The sequence below is a fragment of the Labilibaculum euxinicum genome, from assembly GCF_963678175.1.
Classification (GTDB): Bacteria; Bacteroidota; Bacteroidia; order Bacteroidales; family Marinifilaceae; genus Labilibaculum; species Labilibaculum euxinus.
Genome location: NZ_OY782756.1, coordinates 3,178,220 through 3,199,033, shown reverse-complemented (window position 1 = coordinate 3,199,033; position 20,814 = coordinate 3,178,220). Strand labels below are relative to the sequence as shown.

Sequence of the window (20,814 nt, the reverse complement as noted above, 5' to 3'; positions counted from 1 at the left end):
ATTTGGAATAGACAATAAGACAAATTCGGAATACAGGGAAATAATAATTTATGATCTTGGTATTTTAAAAGCCATGATTAATCGATAATCAAATTCGAAACCTTTAAATAATTGTGATGGAATTTATGATATCCTCCTTATCCACATCTTTGGATCAGGAGCTGTTAAATAAAATCAATGGGAAAACAAAACCCCTTGGTTCACTTGGAATGCTTGAAAAGATTGCATTTCAAATAGGGAGAATTCAAGAAAGTTTATCTCCGGAAATTAAGAATCCTGCAGTAGTTGTATTTGCCGGGGATCATGGAATAGCAGATGATGGTGTAAGTTTTTATCCTAAATCTGTTAGCTATGAAATGCTTTACAATTACATGCAGGGAGGAGCTGCCATAAATGTATTTTCCCGTCAGCATAATATTAATTTTAAAGTTGTTGACGCAGGTATTGATCATGATTTTGATCCATCATTAAATATTATCAATAAAAAAATTGCTTACGGAACTAAGAACTTTCGATTTAGCCCTGCAATGACAAAAAATCAATGTCTTGAAGGATTTAGGAGTGGAGCCGAAATTATTGAAGGAATTCATGAAGAAGGATGTAATTTTATTGCTTTTGGAGAAAAAGGCATCGGAAATACATCCTCGGCGGCGTTAATACTTAGCCTTTTAGCTGATATTAGCCTGGAAGAGTGTGTAGGAAGAGGAACTGGATTGGATAATAATGGCGTAAAATCAAAATTTGAATTATTGAATGAAGCCTTGCATAAATACAATGGTGGTAATAATCCCCTTGATGTACTGGCTCAATTTGGCGGATTTGAAGTGGTTATGATTGCAGGTGCCATGTTGAGAGCTGCAGAATTAAAAATGACTATGTTAATTGATGGATTTATCATTACTTCAGCATTGCTTGCTGCATCCAAAATCAACCCTAAAGTATTGGAATATTGTCTTTTTGCCCATAAATCGAATGAGCAAGCTCATATTAAAATGCTAAATTACTTAAAGGCTGAACCAATTTTGGATATTGGCATGCGGTTGGGTGAAGGAACAGGAGCCATGGTTTGTTATCCGATTGTAAAAAGTGCCGTTCAATTTATTAATGAAATGGCTTCATTTCAGGAAGCTGGAGTCAGTGAATCAGAAGAGGTAAAAACAATCAGCTAATTGTTTTATATTTAATTTTACATTTTAAAAAAACGAATCCATGAATTTCAATATAAGTAAACCTAACAATGAGTTAGAGGAACAACTTCAAAATAAAATTGATTTAAAAACCAAACCGATTGGATCGTTAGGTGTTTTAGAAAAGTTGGCCGTAAAAATTGGATGTATTCAAAACACTTTGAGTCCGGAATTAAAACAACCGACTATCATGGTGTTTGCCGCAGATCATGGAATTGCACTTGATGGTGTTAGTCCATACCCGCAAGAAGTTACCTGGCAGATGGTCGCTAATTTTCTTAGTGGTGGTGCGGCAATTAATGTTTTTGGTCGTCAGAATGGGATTGATATTCGGATTATTGATGCTGGTGTAAATTTCGATTTTGACAAAAGCTCCGGAGTTATTAACGCAAAAGTTGATTACGGAACAAAAAGCTATTTGAATGAACCGGCAATGACTGCGGAGCAATTTAAAACAGCAATTAAGCGCGGTGCAGATCTGTGCGATAAAATGCACCGGGAAGGCTCCAATATTATCGGTTTTGGTGAAATGGGAATTGGAAACACTTCGTCGGCAGCTATTTTATTACATATTTTAGCTGGAGTCGACTTAAAAGAATGTGTTGGCCGTGGTACCGGATGGGATGACGAAGGTTTGAAAAAGAAATATGAAATACTGAAAAATGCTGTTGCTAATTATAACGGCGATAATTATGTTGAAAATATTCTAACGCATTTCGGTGGTTTCGAAATTGTCATGATTGCTGGAGCAATGTTAAAAGCAGCTGAATTGAAAATGGTGATTCTGGTTGATGGTTTTATTATTAGTTCTGCACTTTTAGCCGCATCAAAAATAAATTCTGACGTTCTGGAATATTGTATTTTTACACACAAATCGAACGAGAACGGTCACAAACACATGCTTCTGCATCTTAAAGCGGAGCCAATTCTCGATTTAGGAATGCGCTTGGGCGAGGGCACAGGAGCTGCGGTTGCTTATCCAATTATTGAATCTTCGGTAAATTTCCTAAACCAAATGGCTAGTTTCGAAGATGCTGGCGTAAGTAACAGCGATCAAATTTCACAGGCATAGATGAGAAGAGAAATTAACATATTTTTTACAGGCTTATCTTTTTTTACAAGAATTCCATTTCCCAAATGGGCTCGGTTTGAGAAGGAATATCAACATGAAGCTATCAAATATTTCCCCATTTCAGGTGCAATTATTGGTGGGCTGGCAGGTTTGGTTTTTTATCTTGCCAATTTGGTTTTCCCTTTTAATTTATCGGTAATGCTGAGTATGGGATTCACCGTTCTTTTTACAGGAGCATTACACGAGGATGGTTTTATGGATGTTTGTGATGGATTTGGTGGAGGCTGGACACGTGAGCGGATCCTTGAAATTATGAAGGATTCCTTAATTGGAGCATTTGGAGTTACAGGTATTGTTTTCCTGGTGATGACAAAGTTTTTTTGTCAGTATTCCATATCTGCGGCTCAACTGCCCTTGATTTTAATTGCAGCCCACTCTGTTTCAAGAATGTTTGCAGCTACCTTGGTAAATTCGCACCAATATGCGCGAACCGAAAATTCAAAAGCAAAAGATTATTCCCAAAAACTATCTGCCAAAAATCTAATTTTCACAATTATTACAGGTATTCTGCCTTTAGCATTATTGGGAAATATAAAGTTTTTCCTTATTCTGATTCCTGTTTTTTTGAGTAAAGTTTTATTAGGCAGATATTTTAATAAATGGATAGGAGGTTTTACCGGCGATTGCATTGGGGCAACACAGCAGGTTTGTGAAATCGTATTTTATTTATCCTATATGGTAATTATTAATCAAGTTTTATGAGATGGAGATATATTTAATCAGACATACAAAAGTAAATGTTGAGAAAGGCATTTGCTATGGGCAAAAAGATGTTGATTTAGCTGAAAGTTACAAGGACGATTTGGCAGCTGTAAAAGAACAGTTGAAAGATATTGAATTTGATCTTATTGTATCAAGCCCGTTATCAAGAGCCAAGAGGTTAGCCAGTGATATTTTTGGAGAACAAGTAGTAGAGGATGTAAGATTAATGGAATTGAACTTTGGAGATTGGGAAGGAAAAGTTTGGGACGAAATTAAAGATCCTTTATTCCCAGCCTGGATGGAAGATTTTGTAAATAGGAAATGTTCTAATGGAGAATCATTTGTAATGCTTCGCGATCGGGTTCTTGAATTTTGGAACGAAATCAAACTAAAAGACTGTAAAAAAATAGCGGTTTTCACTCATGGTGGTGTTATACGCACTATAAATGCTATAGTAAAGGATATTAAATTAGAAGATTCATTTAACGAGCCAGCAGTAGATTTTGGTGAGGTGACGATTATATCAATCTCAAAATAAAATAGCAATTGCACCAGAATATATGAAAATCAGAGACAAATTTGTTTCTGATTTTTTTGTTTCAAAACAAGTCTATTTAGTTTATATTAAATCTCGTGTTTCATAGAATTTATCTTATTTAAAATGTTTAAAAGCTAATTCTGAGAAAGAAATAGCTATTTTAGCAATCCTAAAATAACAATAACAAGTAATGCGCGTTGTAATTCTTTCCATTCTTAGCTTATTTATTCTTGTAAGTTGCAAAAAATCCAGCACCTTCACTCAAATATCTATTCTTCCTCAATTTGCAGTAATTGAGAATGTCGAGGATGTACATGCAATTTTAGACTCATGCGTAACCCCTTATATTTATACTAAAGTGGTATCGTTAAGAGGTTTACCTGTTGATGAGAAAAAGATGAAGTTTGTAGAAATGTTATTGCCATCTATATTAGTTTCACAATACTCTTTATATCAAAAAATTACAAGAGTAGAACACATCGAACATTGGTTGCTTTCACATCCGATAATGATGAAAAAAGATAGTCTTTTTCTTTACAAATTGTTTGAAACCTACAATTGTATTGAAATTCCGGAGTTAAAAATAAGACTGAAGCCACATCCTGCAAGTATCGTTTTGGGACAAGCAGCATTAGAGTCAGGCTGGGGATCGTCACGCTTTTTTAACGAAGGCAATAATGTTTTTGGTATATGGTCTTATAATGCAGGCGAAAACCGCATACAGGCACTCGTAGGAAGAGATTCAACAAGAATTTATGTAAGAAGTTATGCATCTATCGAAGAATCAGTAAACGATTACTTTGAAACAATCGCCAGAGTGAATGCTTATGATGAATTTAGACAAGAAAGATATATATCTGAGAAACCATTTGAATTAATTCCTTTACTTAATAAATATTCAGAAATAGGAGATGTATATACAGACAAGCTTAAGCAATTAATCGAAAGTAACGACTTAACTAAATATGATTCTTATGTCATTAAAAACGATTATTTTGTTGAAGAGGTAATTAAACTATCTCAGGCGATATAAAAATGATAAAAAAATATTGAATAATATTTTTCCATTATTTTTATTTGATTTTTATATGAAATCGTTATTTTTAGGCTTGTTTTAAAAGAAAATCAATTATATAATTAATCATAAAAGTAATTTAGTATGAAAAAATTTATTCTGATTCTTGCGATTTGTTTTAGTGCAGTTGGCGTGTTTGCTCAATCAGCAGCTCAATTTAAAAATGATGGCAATACCGCTCTGAAATCGAAAGATTATAAAACAGCTCTTGTAAACTATGAAAAATATTTGGCGGCTGAAGACACAGAAAAAGATCCTGCATTGGTGTTTAATTTAGGGTATTGTGCAATTAAATTGAAAAAGTATGCTAAAGCTGAACAGTATTTTGGTCAATCAGTTGAAAATAAATACAAAACATCAACTGCTTATCTGTACAAAGCTAAAGCTCAAAAAAGCCAGAAAAAATATGAGGATATGATTGTGACTTTAAATAAAGGCATTGCAGCTTGTCCAACAAAAAACTCTAAACTAGTTTCTGAACTTGCAAAGCATTATCTACTTGAAGGACAAACTGCTCAAAAGGCTGATAAATTTGAAGTTGCAGAAGATTTGTACAAAAAAGCCGGTAGCGTAAAATCTAAATTACAAGTTGATGCATTGTTTAGCTTAGGTACTTTGTACTATAACAAAGGAGCTAAAATTATGCAGGCCGCAACTCCTACTGCAAATACTGATCCTGAAAATTATAAAGCAGAATCTGCGAAAGCTAAAACTTACTTTCAAAAAGCTATTGTTGAATTAAACAAAGCAAAAGCTATAGCTCCTGCCAGAGAGGATGTTACTTCTACAATTACAACTATCAAAGGTTTGTTATAGTAATTTCTTCCAAAAAATATAATTAAAAAGGGATACCTTTTTTGGGTATCCCTTTTTATTTGCCTTCGAATCTAATATTTCATTGCTTCATTAGAAAAGCTCAGTGGAAATATTCTTAAAAAAAATCAAAAGCAGAATAGTTAAGAAGTAAATCAACTTCAATTCCATATGTAACAATCTGACTATATAAATCTAGAAATATTCCTTTATTTGTCATTTTTCCTAATCGGTAGAGTCCCAGTCAAATACTGATTTCATAATTATTTTGAGACGTTTCGCACATTAATCCGATACAATAATTCCCATCTTTGTAGCTAACAACAATAATAAACTATTGATTCAATATTTTAACAAAACACTAAGGATAATGTCAAAAAAACACACAGATGCTTTAAAATATCACTCAGAAGGTCGCCCCGGTAAAATTGAAGTGATTCCTACAAAACCTTATAGAACTCAACGAGATTTAGCTTTAGCCTACAGTCCCGGGGTTGCAGAGCCATGTCTGGAAATAGAGAAAGATCCTGAGAATTCTTACAAATACACTGCAAAAGGTAACTTAGTCGCAGTAATTTCTAACGGAACAGCTGTTTTGGGATTAGGAAATATTGGTGCATTGGCAGGTAAACCCGTAATGGAAGGAAAAGGTTTATTATTCAAAATATTTGCAGATATTGACGTATTCGATATTGAAGTAGATGCAACAGATGTGGATAAATTCGTTGAAACTGTTAAAGCGATTGCTCCAACTTTTGGCGGAATAAATCTTGAGGATATCAAAGCTCCTGAATGCTTCGAAATTGAACAACGCTTAAAGGATGAGTTGGATATTCCTGTTATGCACGATGATCAACATGGAACGGCTATTATTTCAGCAGCAGGTTTATTAAATGCTTTGGAAATTAATGGAAAGAAAATTGAAGATATTTCTGTTGTTGTTAATGGAGCAGGTGCTGCCGCTGTTTCATGTACAAAATTATATATTTCTCTTGGTGTTAAACCGGATAATATAATTATGTGTGATAGTCGTGGGGTGGTAAATAAAAAAAGAACCGATTTAAACAGTCAGAAAAAACAATTCATAACCGAACGCAATATTGACACATTGGAACAGGCGTTGGTTGGTGCTGATGTATTTTTAGGATTATCTATTGGAGGAATCGTAAATAAGAAAATGGTAAGTTCCATGGCTGATAAACCTGTTGTATTTGCTCTGGCAAATCCTGATCCTGAAATTGACTACAATGAAGCTATTGAATCCAAAGAAGGTGTAATTGTAGCAACGGGGCGCTCAGATTATCCAAACCAAATTAATAATGTATTGGGATTTCCTTACATTTTTAGAGGTGCTCTGGATGTTCGGGCAAGTACAATTAATGAAGAAATGAAAATAGCATCGGTTCATGCCATTGCAAAACTGGCAAAAGAACCTGTGCCGGAATCTGTACATGCCGCTTATAATGAATCAAATATCATATTTGGTCGTCATTATATTATCCCCAAAGCTATGGATCCACGTTTGGTCTCAAGTGTAGCAGTTGCGGTTGCTAAAGCAGCAGTAGAATCGGGTGTCGCCCGAAAAATAATTACTGATTGGGATGCTTATTCCGAAGAATTAAAACAACGCTTAGGAACTGAAAATGAATTAATAAGAACAATCTTCGACAAAGCAAAATGCAACCCAAAACGTGTGGTTTTTGCTGAAGGAAATAATTTTAATGTTTTAAAAGCAGCACAAATTGTTCTTCACGATGGAATTGCAAAGCCTATTATTTTAGGTAACCCTGAAAACATTCAAAGAATTGTGTTGGAAAATGAATTGGATCTCAACGGGGCTGAAATTATCGATATCCGTTCTCAAGCAGAAGCAGGAAGAAGGAACCATTACGCAAATGTTTTGTGTGAAAAACGAGGTCGTAAAGGTTTAACTCTTAAAGAAGCTGTTGAAAAAATGTTCGACCGCAACTATTTTGGAGCAATGATGGTTGAAAATGGTGATGCTGACGCTTTTATCTCCGGATATGCTACACGCTATTTTGAAGCTCTAAAAGTAGCAAGTAAAGTAATTGGTATAGAAGAAGGTATGAAAACTTTAGTTGGCATGAATATCATCATGACGAAAAAAGGGCCTCTGTTTTTTGCAGATACCACTGTTAATGCGGAACCCACATCAGATTCGTTGGTTGACACTACATTGAGTACTGCCCGAGCCTTAAAAACTTTTAATATCGAACCGGTAATGGCTATGGTGTCCTACTCTAATTTTGGATCAGTGAGAAAGGGAAGTCCTGTAAAAGTTAATAAAGCAATTTCAAAATTACACACAAATAATCCTGATTTATTGATAGATGGAGAAATGCAATTGAACTTTGCTCTTGATAAGAATTTAAGAGATCAGACATTTGGCTTTACTAAAATTAAAGGGAAAGATGTAAATACCATAATATTTCCAAATCTAAGTTCCGGAAATATTGCCTATAAATTAATGAAGGATTTAGATGGATCAGAAAATATTGGGCCAATTTTATTAGGAACAGCAAAACCATTCCACATTATTCCAATGGGTTGTTCGGTTCGTGAAATTATTAATATGACAGCCATTGCTGTTGTTGATGCTCAATCGTAACAATTAGGATATTTAGTAGATAAGGATGAGATTTAATAAAATCTCATCCTTTTTTTCTCTATTCAATTATTTTATTGATTTTTGTGCGATATTATAAATATGACTATGACGATCTTATACGGATTTGATTTATTAGGAACTCTTGTATTTGCTATCAGCGGCACATTGTCTGCGGCAAATAAAAAGCTCGACCTTTTTGGCGCTTACTTTATTGGATTCATTACTGCAATAGGCGGAGGAACACTTCGCGACGTAATTTTGGGAAATTTCCCGGTTGGCTGGATCAGTGACATTAACTACCTTATAGTTATATCTATTGGTGTTGCGCTAACTTTTCTTTTTAAAGAGCACATCATGACTTTAAAACGAACTCTCTTTTTGTTTGATACAATCGGTATTGGTGTGTTTACCATCATAGGAATAGAAAAATCCCTAAACTTGGGAATACATCCCTTTCTATCCATAATAATGGGTTTGTTTTCTGCTGTAATGGGAGGTGTTATTAGGGATACTCTTTGTAATGATATCCCGTTAATTTTCAGAAAAGAGATTTATGCAGTAGCTTGTTTGGTTGGAGGAATTCTTTTTATTGCTCTCAATTCTCTTGGTATAGCCTCTGCTCTAAATCAATTCATTACCATTGCCTGTATTATAATTATAAGAATAATCTGTATACGTTTTAAAATATCGCTGCCCGTATTAAAATACTAATAGTCAAGTGATCCTATTTTCACTAATAATTTTGTCACTCTTCTAGGACATGTTAATTAGATTTGTGAAATTGAGATATTTCCCAGCATCTTTTCCAAAGGAACTAACTTTTTCCTCCTTAATTTGATAGGTACATCTTTCTCCGTACACACCCGAGAATAGAATTTCATATTCCTGATCTTCAGCATCCTGCATTAAAATTTTGAAAATATTATTGTGTACCTTTGGATGTCTTAAACTTTTATGACAACAAGGGCAAAACATGCTGAGGCTTTCATTCTCCTCTATATCAAAATTGGAATGCTTTTTAATTTCATAATCTCCTAAATGAATACTAAATAATAGAATCCCTTTATATCCTCTCTCATTTTTAGCCGAAATAACAATTTTATCTCCAACATTTAGATAAGTTCTGCACTTCGGACATATATAATTAGCCTTCATAACAATATATTTAAATGGATTATTCCATAAATAAAATATAAGGCTTTACTAGAAGAATGTCAATTTAAATCCACTAATATTCAACAAACTACACCATCTGTTTGATGCTCAAGTATCCTTTTTTAATTTATTCTAGTGCCGTAATTTTCAATTACCTATTAATTCGGCTATATTTGATAAAAGCATATTTAAAAATCTTCCAAATCGTAAAAAGGACAAAACTTGAAACTATTCGTTACCATACTTCGTTGGATTGCACGTTTTTTAGGAATTTTCTTATTCCTATTTTTTATTTGGTTTGCAATCCAAATTGGTTCTCCCGATTTAAATTTGATGTCTGAACAAGAAATCAAGTTGTTTTCAGCCAATGTCATAATGCTAATGGGATTAATTGTAGTCTGGAAATTTGAATTTATAGGAAGCCTTCTTTTAATTTGGGGATACATATTTTTTGCAATAGCCAATTATTCCTTTTGGAACGGGCCTGTTTTTCCAACCTTCTTTTTTTTGGGATTATTACATCTATTATGCTGGGCTCTCAGCACTTTTAGAAATTTAAATAGTCATAAAATCTCATTTCTGATTTTTCTTAAATAATTCGAAGAGTAACATTTGAATAATTTCTTTTATCAAATCAAATTTTTATTATTTTTAAACCAATTACAACCGTAACAAATCTAAATTTCAGTACATGTTAAATATTGCACTTTTTGGCCCACCTGGAGCAGGTAAAGGAACTCAATCAAAAATGCTTATCGAAAAATACAATCTTGCCTATATATCAACAGGTGATATTCTAAGAGGTGAGATTGCCGAAGGAACCGAGTTGGGTCTGCAAGCTAAAGACATAATAAAAAGGGGGGGACTTGTTCCCGATGAAATTATCGTTCAAATCATGGAAGAACGTATTCAAACCGATACTGAGGTAAATGGTTTTCTTTTTGATGGATTTCCAAGAACAACTGTACAAGCCTATATTCTTGAAGGCTTGCTGTTAAAAATGAATACTAAACTTGACTGTATGCTAAGTTTAGAAGTTCCCACAGATCAACTTCGCAATCGTTTACTGGATCGTGCAAAAAAGGAGAATCGGTCAGATGATACCGAGGAAGTAATTAGTGTTCGATTAAAAGAATATGATACCAAAACTGCTCCGGTTGCAAATTTTTACAAGGAGAAAGAAATATATCATGGTATTGATGGGTTGGGTGGTATTGACCAGATTTTTGAACGATTGACCTCAGTAGTAGACCAAACCCTTCAAAAATCATGGATTAACCTGGTTTTATTAGGCCCTCCCGGATCAGGAAAAGGAACTCAAGGAAGAAAATTAGCCGAACAGTTTAATCTCGAATACATTTCAACAGGACATTTGATGCGTCAGGAAATCAAAAAGGACACAGAAATGGGACAAAGCGCAAAGACATATATGGAAAAAGGAGATATTGTTCCTGATGAAATTGCTATTCGACTAATTGAAAGACAAATTCGGAAACATCCGGATGCCAATGGTTTTATTTTTAAGGGGTTTCCCCGAACAATTGTTCAAGCATACATATTAGATGGTCTGTTAAGAAAACTTGGCTCGGTTGTAACTTCTTCAATTAATTTGGATGTTTCTACGCTAGAATCGATTAAACGTTTGACCTACAGAGGAAAAACAGAAGGAAAAAGACTTTATGATGATACTGATATAATTATTCACAGACTAGAGCAATTTGAAAAAAGAAGTATAAAAGTGAGTAACTACTACTCCAAACAGGATAAATTTGAAATTGTAAATGGATTGGGAAGTGAAGAAGATGTTTTCAAACGACTCACAGATGTAGTCAATAAATCATTCAAAAAAATTAGATAACCTAATAGAAAACTGGCTTTGCATTCAAAAAGTCAGTTTTTTTTTAATTTCTCTCCTAATAATACAATTGAAAGCCTTGACATGACATTATTGATCTTTAATCAAAAGCAATCGGTTAATAGTCATAAATTCGCTAAAATTGTAATGAATATAATCGAAGAGGAGAGAGGTAATGTATCTGGAAAATCCATGTCTGAACGAAATACTTTATTTGTTAGAAACCAATACGTTTTCTAACAATGCATTTGCCTTCATCCTTATTGGGGAAGATTCTAAAATCCCGTTAAATGAATTAGTCAATTCACTGAATAGTAAAAAGATAAGATTTACTGGTGGTGTTTTTCCTAAAATAATACACAACAACGAGACTTCCAGCACAGGATTCGTAATCAAGTGGTTACCCAATAACGCCATTTCAATTTATTTTGATTCATCTAAAACTTTTAGCCGGCAAATTTCTGAATTTAGCAACGTGATTTTTTCAACGGTTTATGTTCTAACTTCCGGTTTATCTTCTGATAGTTCAGAACACTTAAGATCCTTATATACTCATTTAGGAAATGATGTTAAATTTCTTGGTGGTGGTGCTGGCCGAACTAAAAAGCATAATGAAGGTGTTTTAATAAGTAATGATGGCGTTTTTAATACAGGAACAATCATTACACTAACAAGAAATAAGGCTACAACAGGCTCATTGCACGGTTGGACAAAGCTTTATGGTCCCTTTATTGCCACAAAAACAGATAAAAACTTTATTAAAGAGCTTAATTGGGAAAATGCATTTGTCGTTTATCAACGATTTTTAAAAACTGTACTAAATATTAAAATTAACAAAGAGAATTTTGAGACAAATGCAATTCATTATCCATTTGGAATCTATAAGGAAAATAGTGAATATATAATTAGAGATCCAATGAGAGTTTCTGAAGAAGGTTATCTACAATGTGTAGGTAACATTCCTGAAAATTCAGTTATTGACCTCATGACAATGAAAAAAGAAAATTTTAAATCTGTATCTCAGAATCTTGTTTATCAAAGTATCGATGCCGACTTGAAAATAGCGGATGCACTAATTTTCAATTGCATCTCAAGAGCAAATCATTTAAATGACGACTTCTATGTGGAACTCTCTAATTTAACTGAAGAAATAAAAACCAAACAAAATAAAGTTAATTTAGAAGGAGCTCTTTCAATTGGAGAGATATATTCAAGTGGGGAAGGATATCCTGAAATATTAAATAAATCAATAGTTTTAGGTTTTTCATATTAAGATAAGAATGCAAACTAACGATATTATAAAAGACATTTCATTTCTGTACGAATTATCCTTATCTATTGGTCAGTCATTAGATTTGAAGGAAAATTGCAGAAGGTTTTTAGATACACTAATGTCAATCAAAAACATAGAGTTTGGAGGTGTTTGGATTCGGAATAGTTATATTTCATTTACAGAGCAAGAACATGGATTAAAAGCGGTTTATTCTCATCCAATTATCAAACTTGAGAATTGCTCAATATGTAATTCTAATTTTATTGATCGTTGTTTTGCAAGCCAAAATTCATTTTCATGTATTCTTACTCAGAAAATTAGTAATGAAATTGGTTTTAAAGTAAAAGAAGGAGGAGCAATAACCTTTTTTCAATTGCGAGAGATCGGATTTCTGGTGCTATATTCATCTTCTGAGAAACGAATCTGGAGCCAAATCGACCAAACCAAATTAAAGAATATTTTAGACAAATTTTCCGTATCTATTCAAGCATGTATTTCCCACACAACATCGGTGCAGGATTTAATAACGATAACAGAAACAAAAAAAGAACTTGAAAAAGCGAAAAAAGAAGCCGAAGAATCTGAAAAATTAAAATCAGCTTTTCTTTCTAACATAAGCCATGAAATTCGAACACCTATAAATGCCATGGTAGGATTTTCGAACTTGCTATCAGATAACAATCTAAATAAAAATCAACGAGATGGTTTCATTAATCACATTTCAGATAATGGCAAAAAACTTTTAAAACTTATAAATAACTTGATTGATGTTTCCAAAATGGAAACAAACCAATTGGCAATTCAAAAAGAAAATTTTGTTCTAAATCCAATCATAACTGACTTGTATAAAGTTTTTGAAACAAGTCACAGACTTAATAAAAGTCTTGAATTAAGACTTGTTTTGCCAAAGAACAGTGAAGAATTTTCTATTAATTCAGACAAAAACAAAATAGTTCAAATACTTGAAAATCTTATTGATAACGCAATTAAATTCACAACAAAAGGAATTATTGAAATAGGGTATTTCATAGAAGACAAAACTAACCCAATTTTTTACATAAAAGATACGGGCATTGGTATTTCTTCTGAAAATCAACATGTTATATTCGATTTATTTAGACAAGGAGAAAGCAGTTCCACCAGAAAATTTGAAGGTTCAGGCATCGGATTAACTCTTTGTAAAAAAATGGTACAGCTTTTAGAGGGGGAAATTTGGTTTGATTCTAAAATTGAAATCGGTTCCAATTTTTATTTTAAAGTACATAATTTGGGGCAGTCAAATCTTAAACTATTAAGAGAATCTTCAGATAAGTTTGAGTGCAGAATTGAAGGTTCAGGGGTAAAATCAATAGATTATACCAATCGTAATATTTTAATTGCAGAAGATGTTAAATCTAATTTCAATTACTTAAATGCAATAATTGAATTAACTGATGCAAATGTAATCTGGGCTCGTAATGGCAGAGATGCCATCGAAATATGTCAGGCAAATGATCCGCAAATTGACTTGGTATTAATGGATATGAGGATGCCTGAGATTGGTGGATTGGATGCAATAAAACAAATTAAAGCCATCAATAATAGAATCCCGGTTATAGTGCAAACAGCATTTACATTTAATAATGAAAAGGAAGAGTGTTTTAAAGCTGGTGCCAATGAATTTATTACAAAACCTATTGATCCTCATAAACTAATGGAAGTCTTACAGAAGTTTCTTTAAATGCAATAATTCATTGCGTTTTGTAGTGTAACTTTTGAAAACTCCATTTTGTCCTATAATTCATATTATGTAAAACAATGCAAATATAATAAAGGGAAGCCTAAACTTCCCTTTATTTCTAACATATTTTATTTACTCCATACCATCCAACTTATCTTTAATCTTATTGTATTTTTCTAGGTAAACTTCGTTTTCATTTCTCAGTTTGAAATACAATTCTTTCAAAGTAATCATTGAATTTTTCTCATCAGGCTGCATTTCAAGAACCTTTTCGAAATAAGGAATCACAGCTTCGTACTCGGCATAAACAGCCTTAATTGCCTCGTTATACTTTTTAGCATCCATTATTTCATTGGCGACCTTATGTTTCTGAATAGCTGCATTAAGTTTTAGTAAGCCAAGATTATACTGAGAAGTAAAATCATTTGGATCCATGCTTAAAGCTTTAGTATACATCTCTTCAGCCTTAGCAAATTCTTCAGTCTTTTCGTACAAAGTACCTTTTGCACGGTAAAAAGAAGCATTAGTTGGATCCAACTCAATCGCTTTATCTAAATAATCAGCGGCTTTTTGAGGTTCTCCACCTAACATATAATGGTTGATCAACTCAACCAACATCCATGAATCATTAGGATATAGCTCGAATCCTTTATGAAGATATTTAACTCCTTCTTCTTTATTTCCAGAATCGGTTAAAACTTTGGACAAATTAGCATAGGTTTTAGCTCCACCATAGTTGTATTCAATAGATTGCTTGTAATATTTTGCTGCTTTATCTAATTGATCTGCCTTTTGAGCAGTCATACCTGCATTAAAAATGACAGCAGTATCAATCGTAGCGTTTTCTTTAAACATATCCATTCCCTCAATTTCCAATACACGCTCAAAAGCAGCTAAAGCGCCAGGAAAATCTCCCGCATTATATAAATTAACAGCTTCGTTTGTGTAATCAGGAATCATGTTTGTCATCTGCGCTTTAACAGGCTTTTCCATTTTCCCTTTTTCATCTAACTCAAGAGCCTTCATATAAGCATCGAAAGCAATATCAAGCGGTTTTTCTGCCAATTTCTTGTACGCAGGAAGAGGACTTTCAAAAATTCCTTGATACACTTTTCCTTTTACAAGATATGCTTTAGCATATGCCACACATTTTTCGTCCTGAATCCCTTCATCAATAGCTTCTTTTGCTTTATCCAACTTACCAGAAGTAAGATAATTCTGGGCTCCAGTCACTTTGCTTTTCTGTGCACTTACACTTGCAACACACATAAGCATAACTAGAATGAATGATAATTTTCTCATAATCAATGTTTAGTTTTAATAACAATTTCGAACAAAAATATATTTTTATTCTATACCATGAACAAGATTGTTTTCTTTATATTTAGTCTAAGTATCTATTTTACACCTCTTCTTGAGTTGATTCCTCAATATCTAATTCTGAAACTTCATCTGAAGAGTTTACTTTAGCAACCGCAGCAATAGAATCGTTTTTCTTACTCAAGTTAATCAAACGAACACCCTGGGTAGCACGCCCCATAACTCTTAAATCAGAAACAGCCATTCTAATTGTTATTCCAGATTTATTAATGATCATTAAATCCTCATTATCTGTAACATTCTTAATGGCAATTAAATCACCTGTTTTCTCAGTAATACTAATGGTTTTAACCCCTTTACCACCTCTATTGGTAATTCGGTAATCATCAATCTTAGAACGTTTTCCAAAACCATTTTCAGAAACAACAAGAATATCCTCTTCTCCATTCTCGACACATATCATGCCAACAACTTCGTCGGTCTCATCTTTCAATGTGATTCCACGCACTCCTGAAGCTGTTCGACCCATTGGGCGAACTTGACTTTCGGCAAATCTAATTGCTTTACCGGAACGTCCGGCAATTAAAATTTCATTATTGCCATTAGTCAGTTTTGCCTCTAATAATTGATCTCCTTCGCGAACGGTTATTGCGTTTACTCCGTTAACTCGAGGTCGGGAATATGCTTCTAATGAAGTTTTCTTAATAACCCCTTTCTTGGTACAAAGAACAATGTTATTATTATTTATATATTCTTCTTCATTTAAATTAAGAACATTGATATAAGCTTTTACTTTATCATCTTGTTCTATATTTAATAAATTTTGAATTGCTCTGCCTTTGGATTGCTTAGTTCCTTCAGGAATTTCATAAACTTTCAACCAAAAACATTTTCCTTTTTCGGTAAAAAACAACATAGTATTATGCATTGTCGCCATAATCATATGCTCTAAGAAATCCTCCTCTCTTGTTATGCTTCCTTTAGAACCTACTCCACCTCTATTTTGTGTTTTAAATTCAGAAAGAGGAGTACGTTTAATATATCCCATTCTTGAAATAGTAATAACCATTTCTTCATCGGCATAAAAATCTTCAGGATTGAACTCTTCTGAAGAATAGACGATATCTGTTCTTCTTTCGTCACCATACCTCGCTTTTACATCTATAAGTTCATCCTTAATGATACCCATTCGAATGGATTCATCATTGAGAATTGAGTTCAGATAATCAATTAACTTCATCAATTCTTCATATTCTGCATGCAGCTTATCTCTCTCAAGACCGGTAAGTTTCTGCAAACGCATATCCAGAATAGCTTTAGCTTGAAGTTCATCCAATTCAAAATTAGACATTAAGCCTAATTTTGCCTCTTCTGGTGTTTTGGAGCCTCTTATTAAGGCAATAACCTGATCAATATGATCTAATGCTATAATCAAACCTTTTAAGATGTGCGCTTTAGCTTCAGCCTGCTTTAATTCAAATTGGGTTCTTCGAACAACAACATCATGTCTGTGTTCAACAAAATACATGATCAAATCCTTAAGATTCAGCATCTTTGGACGCCCTTTAACCAACGCAATATTATTTACGCTGAATGAGGTCATCATTTGAGTGTATTTAAACAATTTGTTTAAAACAACATTTGCAATTGCATCTCTCTTAAGATCGAAAACGATGCGCATACCGTTACGGTCTGATTCATCATTTACATTTGAAATCCCTTCGATTTTTTTATCATTAATCAGGTCTGCAGCTTTCATTATCAGCTCAGCCTTATTAACCATGTAAGGAATCTCTGTTACAATTATCTTTTCACGACCAGTATCAGTCGTTTCTATAATCGTTTTAGAACGAACAACAACACGCCCTCTACCCGTCTCAAAAGCATCTCGAACCCCTTGATAACCGTAAATTGTACCACCGGTAGGAAAATCAGGTGCCTTTACAATACTAATTAAGTCGTCCATCGAAACATCATTGTTCTCAATGTATGCAATAATAGCATCTATAACATCAGATAGGTTGTGTGGCGCCATGTTTGTGGCCATACCTACAGCAATACCCGAAGCACCATTCACCAAAAGATTTGGAATACGGGTTGGAAGAACAGTTGGCTCCTTCAATGATTCATCAAAATTGGGAATCATATCAACTGTATCTTTTTCAAGATCCGCTAAGATTTCTTCAGCAATTTTTTTCATTCTTGCCTCAGTGTAACGCATAGCTGCAGGGCTATCTCCATCAACAGAACCAAAATTTCCCTGACCATCAATGAGAGGATAACGCAAAGACCAGTGCTGAGCCATACGAACCATTGTCATGTACACAGAACTATCACCGTGCGGATGATACTTACCTAATACTTCTCCAACAATTCTAGCTGATTTCTTATAAGGTTTCGTTGAAGTCATTCCCAACTCACCCATTCCAAATAACACTCTTCGATGAACAGGTTTTAATCCATCCCTAACATCTGGCAAAGCTCTGGAAACAATCACCGACATTGAATAATCAATGTAGGCAGATTTCATTTCCTCTTCTATATTAATACGTATAATTCTCTCTCCCGTAGTCATTATATTTCTTTTAAAATTCTAAACATTTATCGGAATAACAAAAGTAACAAAATATGTAGATTTTGCGTAACAATGGAAGCGTTATTTACACATGGATTAAGATAAATATTTACTCAATTAAGCATTACAGCTTGATTATTAGATTAATTCATTCTTAAGATATAATTAGTGTAAAAAATTGATGGCCCATTTAGGCTTGTATCTAATTATTTTTCGTTATTTTAATGTTGCATTAAAATAACCGGAATCTATTTTCCGATTGATTTACCATTAAATTGTTAAAAAATTTAAAAAACCTACTATATGGATTCTAAATTTTCACCTCGTATTAAAGATGTACTTTCTTATAGCAAAGAGGAAGCTGAAAGGCTTGGAAACAATGCTATTGGAACAGAACATTTGTTTTTAGGGATTCTTCGTGAAGGTGAAGGTATTGCTGTCGACATTCTAATTTCTTTAGGAGTTGACCTTTACGATATTCGAAAAAACATAGAGAAAAATCTAAAATCAGATACTGTTTCTGACTTGGATCAAAATAATATTCCTCTGCAAAGGTCAGCAGAACGTGTTCTTAAATTAATATATCTTGAAGCTAAGGCATTAAAAAACAACACTATAGATACAAGCCACCTTCTTTTAGCCATTTTAAAAGATGAAAAAAGTTTGGTGACTCAAGCCCTAGAAGACAATACTATTGATTACAATAGGGTGAAAGAGAATTTAAAAACACTCTTCCCAAAAGCTCAGGCTGACTATACACCAGAAGACAGTGAAGGAAAAAGTGGGCAATTTGGTGGAGAATCCAAAAGAACAACTGCCAGAGGAAAATCTGAAACTCCTGTACTGGATAATTTTGGTATTGACATCACAAAATCAGCAGAAGAAGGTACACTGGATCCAATTGTTGGAAGAGAAATTGAAATTGAAAGACTTGCGCAAATTCTAAGCCGTAGAAAAAAGAACAATCCTATTTTAATCGGGGAACCAGGCGTTGGAAAATCAGCTATCGCTGAAGGACTTGCATTAAGAATTATTCAAAAAAAGGTATCGCGGGTTTTATTTGGAAAAAGGGTTGTCTCTCTTGATTTGGCATCAATTGTTGCAGGAACAAAATACCGGGGTCAGTTCGAAGAGCGTATGAAAGCAATTTTAAATGAGCTCTCAAAAACGAATGATATTATTCTTTTTATTGATGAAATCCACACAATTGTAGGAGCTGGCGGTGCTACCGGATCGCTTGATGCTGCAAATATGCTTAAACCTGCCTTGGCTAGAGGTGAAATTCAATGCATTGGTGCTACAACTCTTGATGAGTATCGTCAAAACATTGAAAAAGATGGTGCTTTAGAAAGACGCTTTCAGAAAGTTATGGTTGAGCCAACTTCTCCTGAAGAAACAATAGAAATCCTAAATAATATCAAAGAACGGTACGAAGACCATCATAATGTTTTCTATACAAAAGAAGCAATTGAAGCTTGTGTAAAGCTAACGTCCAGATACATAAGCGACAGACATCTTCCTGATAAAGCAATTGATGCTCTTGACGAATCCGGTTCGCGTGTTCACATATCAAATATTCATGTGCCTGTGATCATCGAGGAACTTGAGAAAAAAATTGAGGAAACCCGTCAAAATAAAATTAAAGCTGTTAAGGCTCAGAAATTTGAACTGGCAGCCAGCTTCAGAGATAAAGAAAAAAGCTACTCGGAAGATTTAGAGCGGGAAAAAGACAAATGGGAACAAGAACTTAGCCTTAAAAAAGAAAAGGTCTCAGAAGATGATATCGCGGAAGTAGTAGCTATGATGACTGGCGTTCCCGTAAAAAGAATCGCTCAGGCAGAAGGCTCACGACTCGTTAAAATGGCTAGCGAACTTCAAGGAAGGGTCATTGGACAAGAAGATGCCATTAGTAAAGTAGTTAAAGCAATTCAAAGAAATAGAGCCGGCTTAAAAGATCCAAACAAACCAATTGGTACATTTATATTCCTTGGACCAACTGGAGTTGGGAAAACGCAACTAGCCAAAGTTTTATCAAATTATTTGTTTGATAGCAACGACTCACTGATACGGATTGATATGAGCGAATATATGGAGAAGTTTGCCGTATCAAGATTAGTTGGAGCTCCTCCGGGATATGTAGGATATGAAGAAGGTGGGCAATTGACTGAAAAAGTTAGACGTAAACCCTACTCTGTAGTACTTTTAGATGAGATAGAAAAAGCTCATCCGGATGTATTCAATATACTGTTACAAGTGCTGGATGATGGCCAATTGACTGATAGTTTAGGCCGTAAGGTTGATTTTAAAAATAGTATTATCATAATGACTTCCAATATAGGAAGTAGAGAATTAAAAGATTTTGGAAAAGGAATCGGCTTCCAATCCGGAGGAACTGATGCTAATGATTACACTAGTAATATTATACAGAAAGCACTGAAAAAAGCATTTGCACCTGAATTTCTAAATAGAATTGATGATTTGATCATGTTTAATTCTCTAACGCAAAAAGATATCCATAAAATTATCGATATCGAACTTGATGGATTATATAAGAGAGTTAATGACTTGGGATACAACATTAAATTGTCTGCTCCGGCCAAAGACTTTATTGCTGAAAAAGGATATGATGTCCAATTTGGTGCTCGTCCATTAAGACGTGCTATTCAAAAATATTTGGAGGACGAAATGGCTGAAGTCATTATTAGAGCAAATATTTCAGAAGGTGATACAATTTCTGTTGGGTTTGATAAAGCCAAACAAAAAATAACAACCAAAATTCTGAAACAACACAAAGAAGTTGAATAGAAATAAAGCCGGAATATCTTCCGGCTTTATTTTTT

Annotated in this window: 16 protein-coding genes; 13 read left to right on the top strand and 3 right to left on the bottom strand. The window is 33.8% G+C overall.

Features of this window, described 5'->3' with window-relative positions; all coding sequences use genetic code 11:
* The first annotated feature begins 116 nt into the window (after positions 1-116).
* From cobT (ACY0M5_RS12680) to ACY0M5_RS12645, 8 genes are all read left to right on the top strand, one after another.
* A complete protein-coding gene (gene cobT / locus ACY0M5_RS12680) occupies positions 117-1,169 on the top strand; it encodes a nicotinate-nucleotide--dimethylbenzimidazole phosphoribosyltransferase (protein WP_461629390.1) in 1,053 nt (350 codons plus the stop codon).
* A gap of 40 nt (positions 1,170-1,209) precedes the next feature.
* Complete coding sequence (gene cobT, locus ACY0M5_RS12675) at positions 1,210-2,259, top strand: nicotinate-nucleotide--dimethylbenzimidazole phosphoribosyltransferase (RefSeq protein WP_461629389.1); 1,050 nt, start codon at positions 1,210-1,212, stop codon at positions 2,257-2,259.
* A complete protein-coding gene (locus ACY0M5_RS12670) occupies positions 2,260-3,021 on the top strand; it encodes an adenosylcobinamide-GDP ribazoletransferase (protein ID WP_461629388.1) in 762 nt (253 codons plus the stop codon).
* 1 nt (position 3,022) lies between these two features.
* Positions 3,023-3,559: an alpha-ribazole phosphatase gene (cobC, locus tag ACY0M5_RS12665; protein ID WP_461629387.1), complete on the top strand. Its 537-nt coding sequence runs from the start codon at positions 3,023-3,025 to the stop codon at positions 3,557-3,559.
* A gap of 190 nt (positions 3,560-3,749) precedes the next feature.
* A complete protein-coding gene (locus ACY0M5_RS12660; protein WP_461629386.1) occupies positions 3,750-4,592 on the top strand; it encodes a glucosaminidase domain-containing protein in 843 nt (280 codons plus the stop codon).
* 126 nt (positions 4,593-4,718) lie between these two features.
* Positions 4,719-5,450 carry a tetratricopeptide repeat protein gene (locus ACY0M5_RS12655; RefSeq protein WP_461629385.1) on the top strand — a complete coding sequence of 244 codons (732 nt, stop codon included), beginning with the start codon at positions 4,719-4,721 and terminating at the stop codon, positions 5,448-5,450.
* Between the two features lie 367 nt (positions 5,451-5,817).
* Positions 5,818-8,076 carry an NADP-dependent malic enzyme gene (locus ACY0M5_RS12650; RefSeq protein WP_461629384.1) on the top strand — a complete coding sequence of 753 codons (2,259 nt, stop codon included), beginning with the start codon at positions 5,818-5,820 and terminating at the stop codon, positions 8,074-8,076.
* 105 nt (positions 8,077-8,181) lie between these two features.
* Entirely contained in the window at positions 8,182-8,787 is a 606-nt protein-coding gene (locus ACY0M5_RS12645; RefSeq protein WP_124991673.1) for a trimeric intracellular cation channel family protein, read from the top strand.
* 42 nt (positions 8,788-8,829) lie between these two features.
* Here ACY0M5_RS12645 and ACY0M5_RS12640 read toward each other — a convergent pair whose 3' ends face one another.
* Positions 8,830-9,231 (bottom strand): hypothetical protein, encoded by a 402-nt coding sequence (locus ACY0M5_RS12640; RefSeq protein ID WP_461629383.1) that lies wholly within the window; start codon positions 9,229-9,231, stop codon positions 8,830-8,832.
* A gap of 222 nt (positions 9,232-9,453) precedes the next feature.
* Here ACY0M5_RS12640 and ACY0M5_RS12635 point away from each other — a divergent pair, with 222 nt between their 5' ends.
* The 4 genes from ACY0M5_RS12635 to ACY0M5_RS12620 all read left to right on the top strand — a co-directional run bounded on the left by ACY0M5_RS12635 (position 9,454) and on the right by ACY0M5_RS12620 (position 14,079).
* A complete protein-coding gene (locus ACY0M5_RS12635; RefSeq protein WP_442358281.1) occupies positions 9,454-9,828 on the top strand; it encodes a DUF7670 domain-containing protein in 375 nt (124 codons plus the stop codon).
* A 94-nt stretch (positions 9,829-9,922) separates the two neighbouring features.
* The gene (locus ACY0M5_RS12630; protein WP_101309572.1) at positions 9,923-11,089 is read left to right on the top strand and encodes an adenylate kinase; all 1,167 of its coding nucleotides are present in this window, start codon (positions 9,923-9,925) and stop codon (positions 11,087-11,089) included.
* A gap of 211 nt (positions 11,090-11,300) precedes the next feature.
* Positions 11,301-12,359, top strand: a complete 1,059-nt coding sequence (locus ACY0M5_RS12625; RefSeq protein ID WP_461629382.1) for an FIST signal transduction protein — start codon at positions 11,301-11,303, stop codon at positions 12,357-12,359.
* Between the two features lie 7 nt (positions 12,360-12,366).
* The gene (locus tag ACY0M5_RS12620; RefSeq protein WP_461629381.1) at positions 12,367-14,079 is read left to right on the top strand and encodes a response regulator; all 1,713 of its coding nucleotides are present in this window, start codon (positions 12,367-12,369) and stop codon (positions 14,077-14,079) included.
* Between the two features lie 132 nt (positions 14,080-14,211).
* Here ACY0M5_RS12620 and ACY0M5_RS12615 read toward each other — a convergent pair whose 3' ends face one another.
* Together ACY0M5_RS12615 and gyrA are read right to left on the bottom strand one after the other, a co-directional pair.
* On the bottom strand, positions 14,212-15,381 hold the full coding sequence (locus ACY0M5_RS12615; protein WP_124991669.1) for a tetratricopeptide repeat protein: 1,170 nt from the start codon (positions 15,379-15,381) through the stop codon (positions 14,212-14,214).
* 100 nt (positions 15,382-15,481) lie between these two features.
* Entirely contained in the window at positions 15,482-17,974 is a 2,493-nt protein-coding gene (gyrA, locus tag ACY0M5_RS12610; protein WP_124991668.1) for a DNA gyrase subunit A, read from the bottom strand.
* 303 nt (positions 17,975-18,277) lie between these two features.
* Here gyrA and ACY0M5_RS12605 point away from each other — a divergent pair, with 303 nt between their 5' ends.
* Positions 18,278-20,779, top strand: coding sequence for an ATP-dependent Clp protease ATP-binding subunit (locus ACY0M5_RS12605; RefSeq protein ID WP_461629380.1), 2,502 nt, complete (start codon positions 18,278-18,280; stop codon positions 20,777-20,779).
* Positions 20,780-20,814 lie beyond the last annotated feature (35 nt).

Bases quoted from the DNA above. Each gene is read 5' to 3' on its own strand.
- ACY0M5_RS12655 (WP_461629385.1), top strand. From the start codon at position 4,719: ATGAAAAAATTTATTCTGATTCTTGCGATTTGTTTTAGTGCAGTTGGC.
- ACY0M5_RS12660 (WP_461629386.1), top strand. From the start codon at position 3,750: ATGCGCGTTGTAATTCTTTCCATTCTTAGCTTATTTATTCTTGTAAGT.
- ACY0M5_RS12620 (WP_461629381.1), top strand. From the start codon at position 12,367: ATGCAAACTAACGATATTATAAAAGACATTTCATTTCTGTACGAATTA.
- cobT (WP_461629390.1), top strand. From the start codon at position 117: ATGGAATTTATGATATCCTCCTTATCCACATCTTTGGATCAGGAGCTG.
- ACY0M5_RS12615 (WP_124991669.1), bottom strand. From the start codon at position 15,381: ATGAGAAAATTATCATTCATTCTAGTTATGCTTATGTGTGTTGCAAGT.
- ACY0M5_RS12645 (WP_124991673.1), top strand. From the start codon at position 8,182: ATGACGATCTTATACGGATTTGATTTATTAGGAACTCTTGTATTTGCT.
- ACY0M5_RS12630 (WP_101309572.1), top strand. From the start codon at position 9,923: ATGTTAAATATTGCACTTTTTGGCCCACCTGGAGCAGGTAAAGGAACT.
- gyrA (WP_124991668.1), bottom strand. From the start codon at position 17,974: ATGACTACGGGAGAGAGAATTATACGTATTAATATAGAAGAGGAAATG.
- cobC (WP_461629387.1), top strand. From the start codon at position 3,023: ATGGAGATATATTTAATCAGACATACAAAAGTAAATGTTGAGAAAGGC.
- ACY0M5_RS12640 (WP_461629383.1), bottom strand. From the start codon at position 9,231: ATGAAGGCTAATTATATATGTCCGAAGTGCAGAACTTATCTAAATGTT.
- ACY0M5_RS12670 (WP_461629388.1), top strand. From the start codon at position 2,260: ATGAGAAGAGAAATTAACATATTTTTTACAGGCTTATCTTTTTTTACA.
- ACY0M5_RS12605 (WP_461629380.1), top strand. From the start codon at position 18,278: ATGGATTCTAAATTTTCACCTCGTATTAAAGATGTACTTTCTTATAGC.
- cobT (WP_461629389.1), top strand. From the start codon at position 1,210: ATGAATTTCAATATAAGTAAACCTAACAATGAGTTAGAGGAACAACTT.
- ACY0M5_RS12650 (WP_461629384.1), top strand. From the start codon at position 5,818: ATGTCAAAAAAACACACAGATGCTTTAAAATATCACTCAGAAGGTCGC.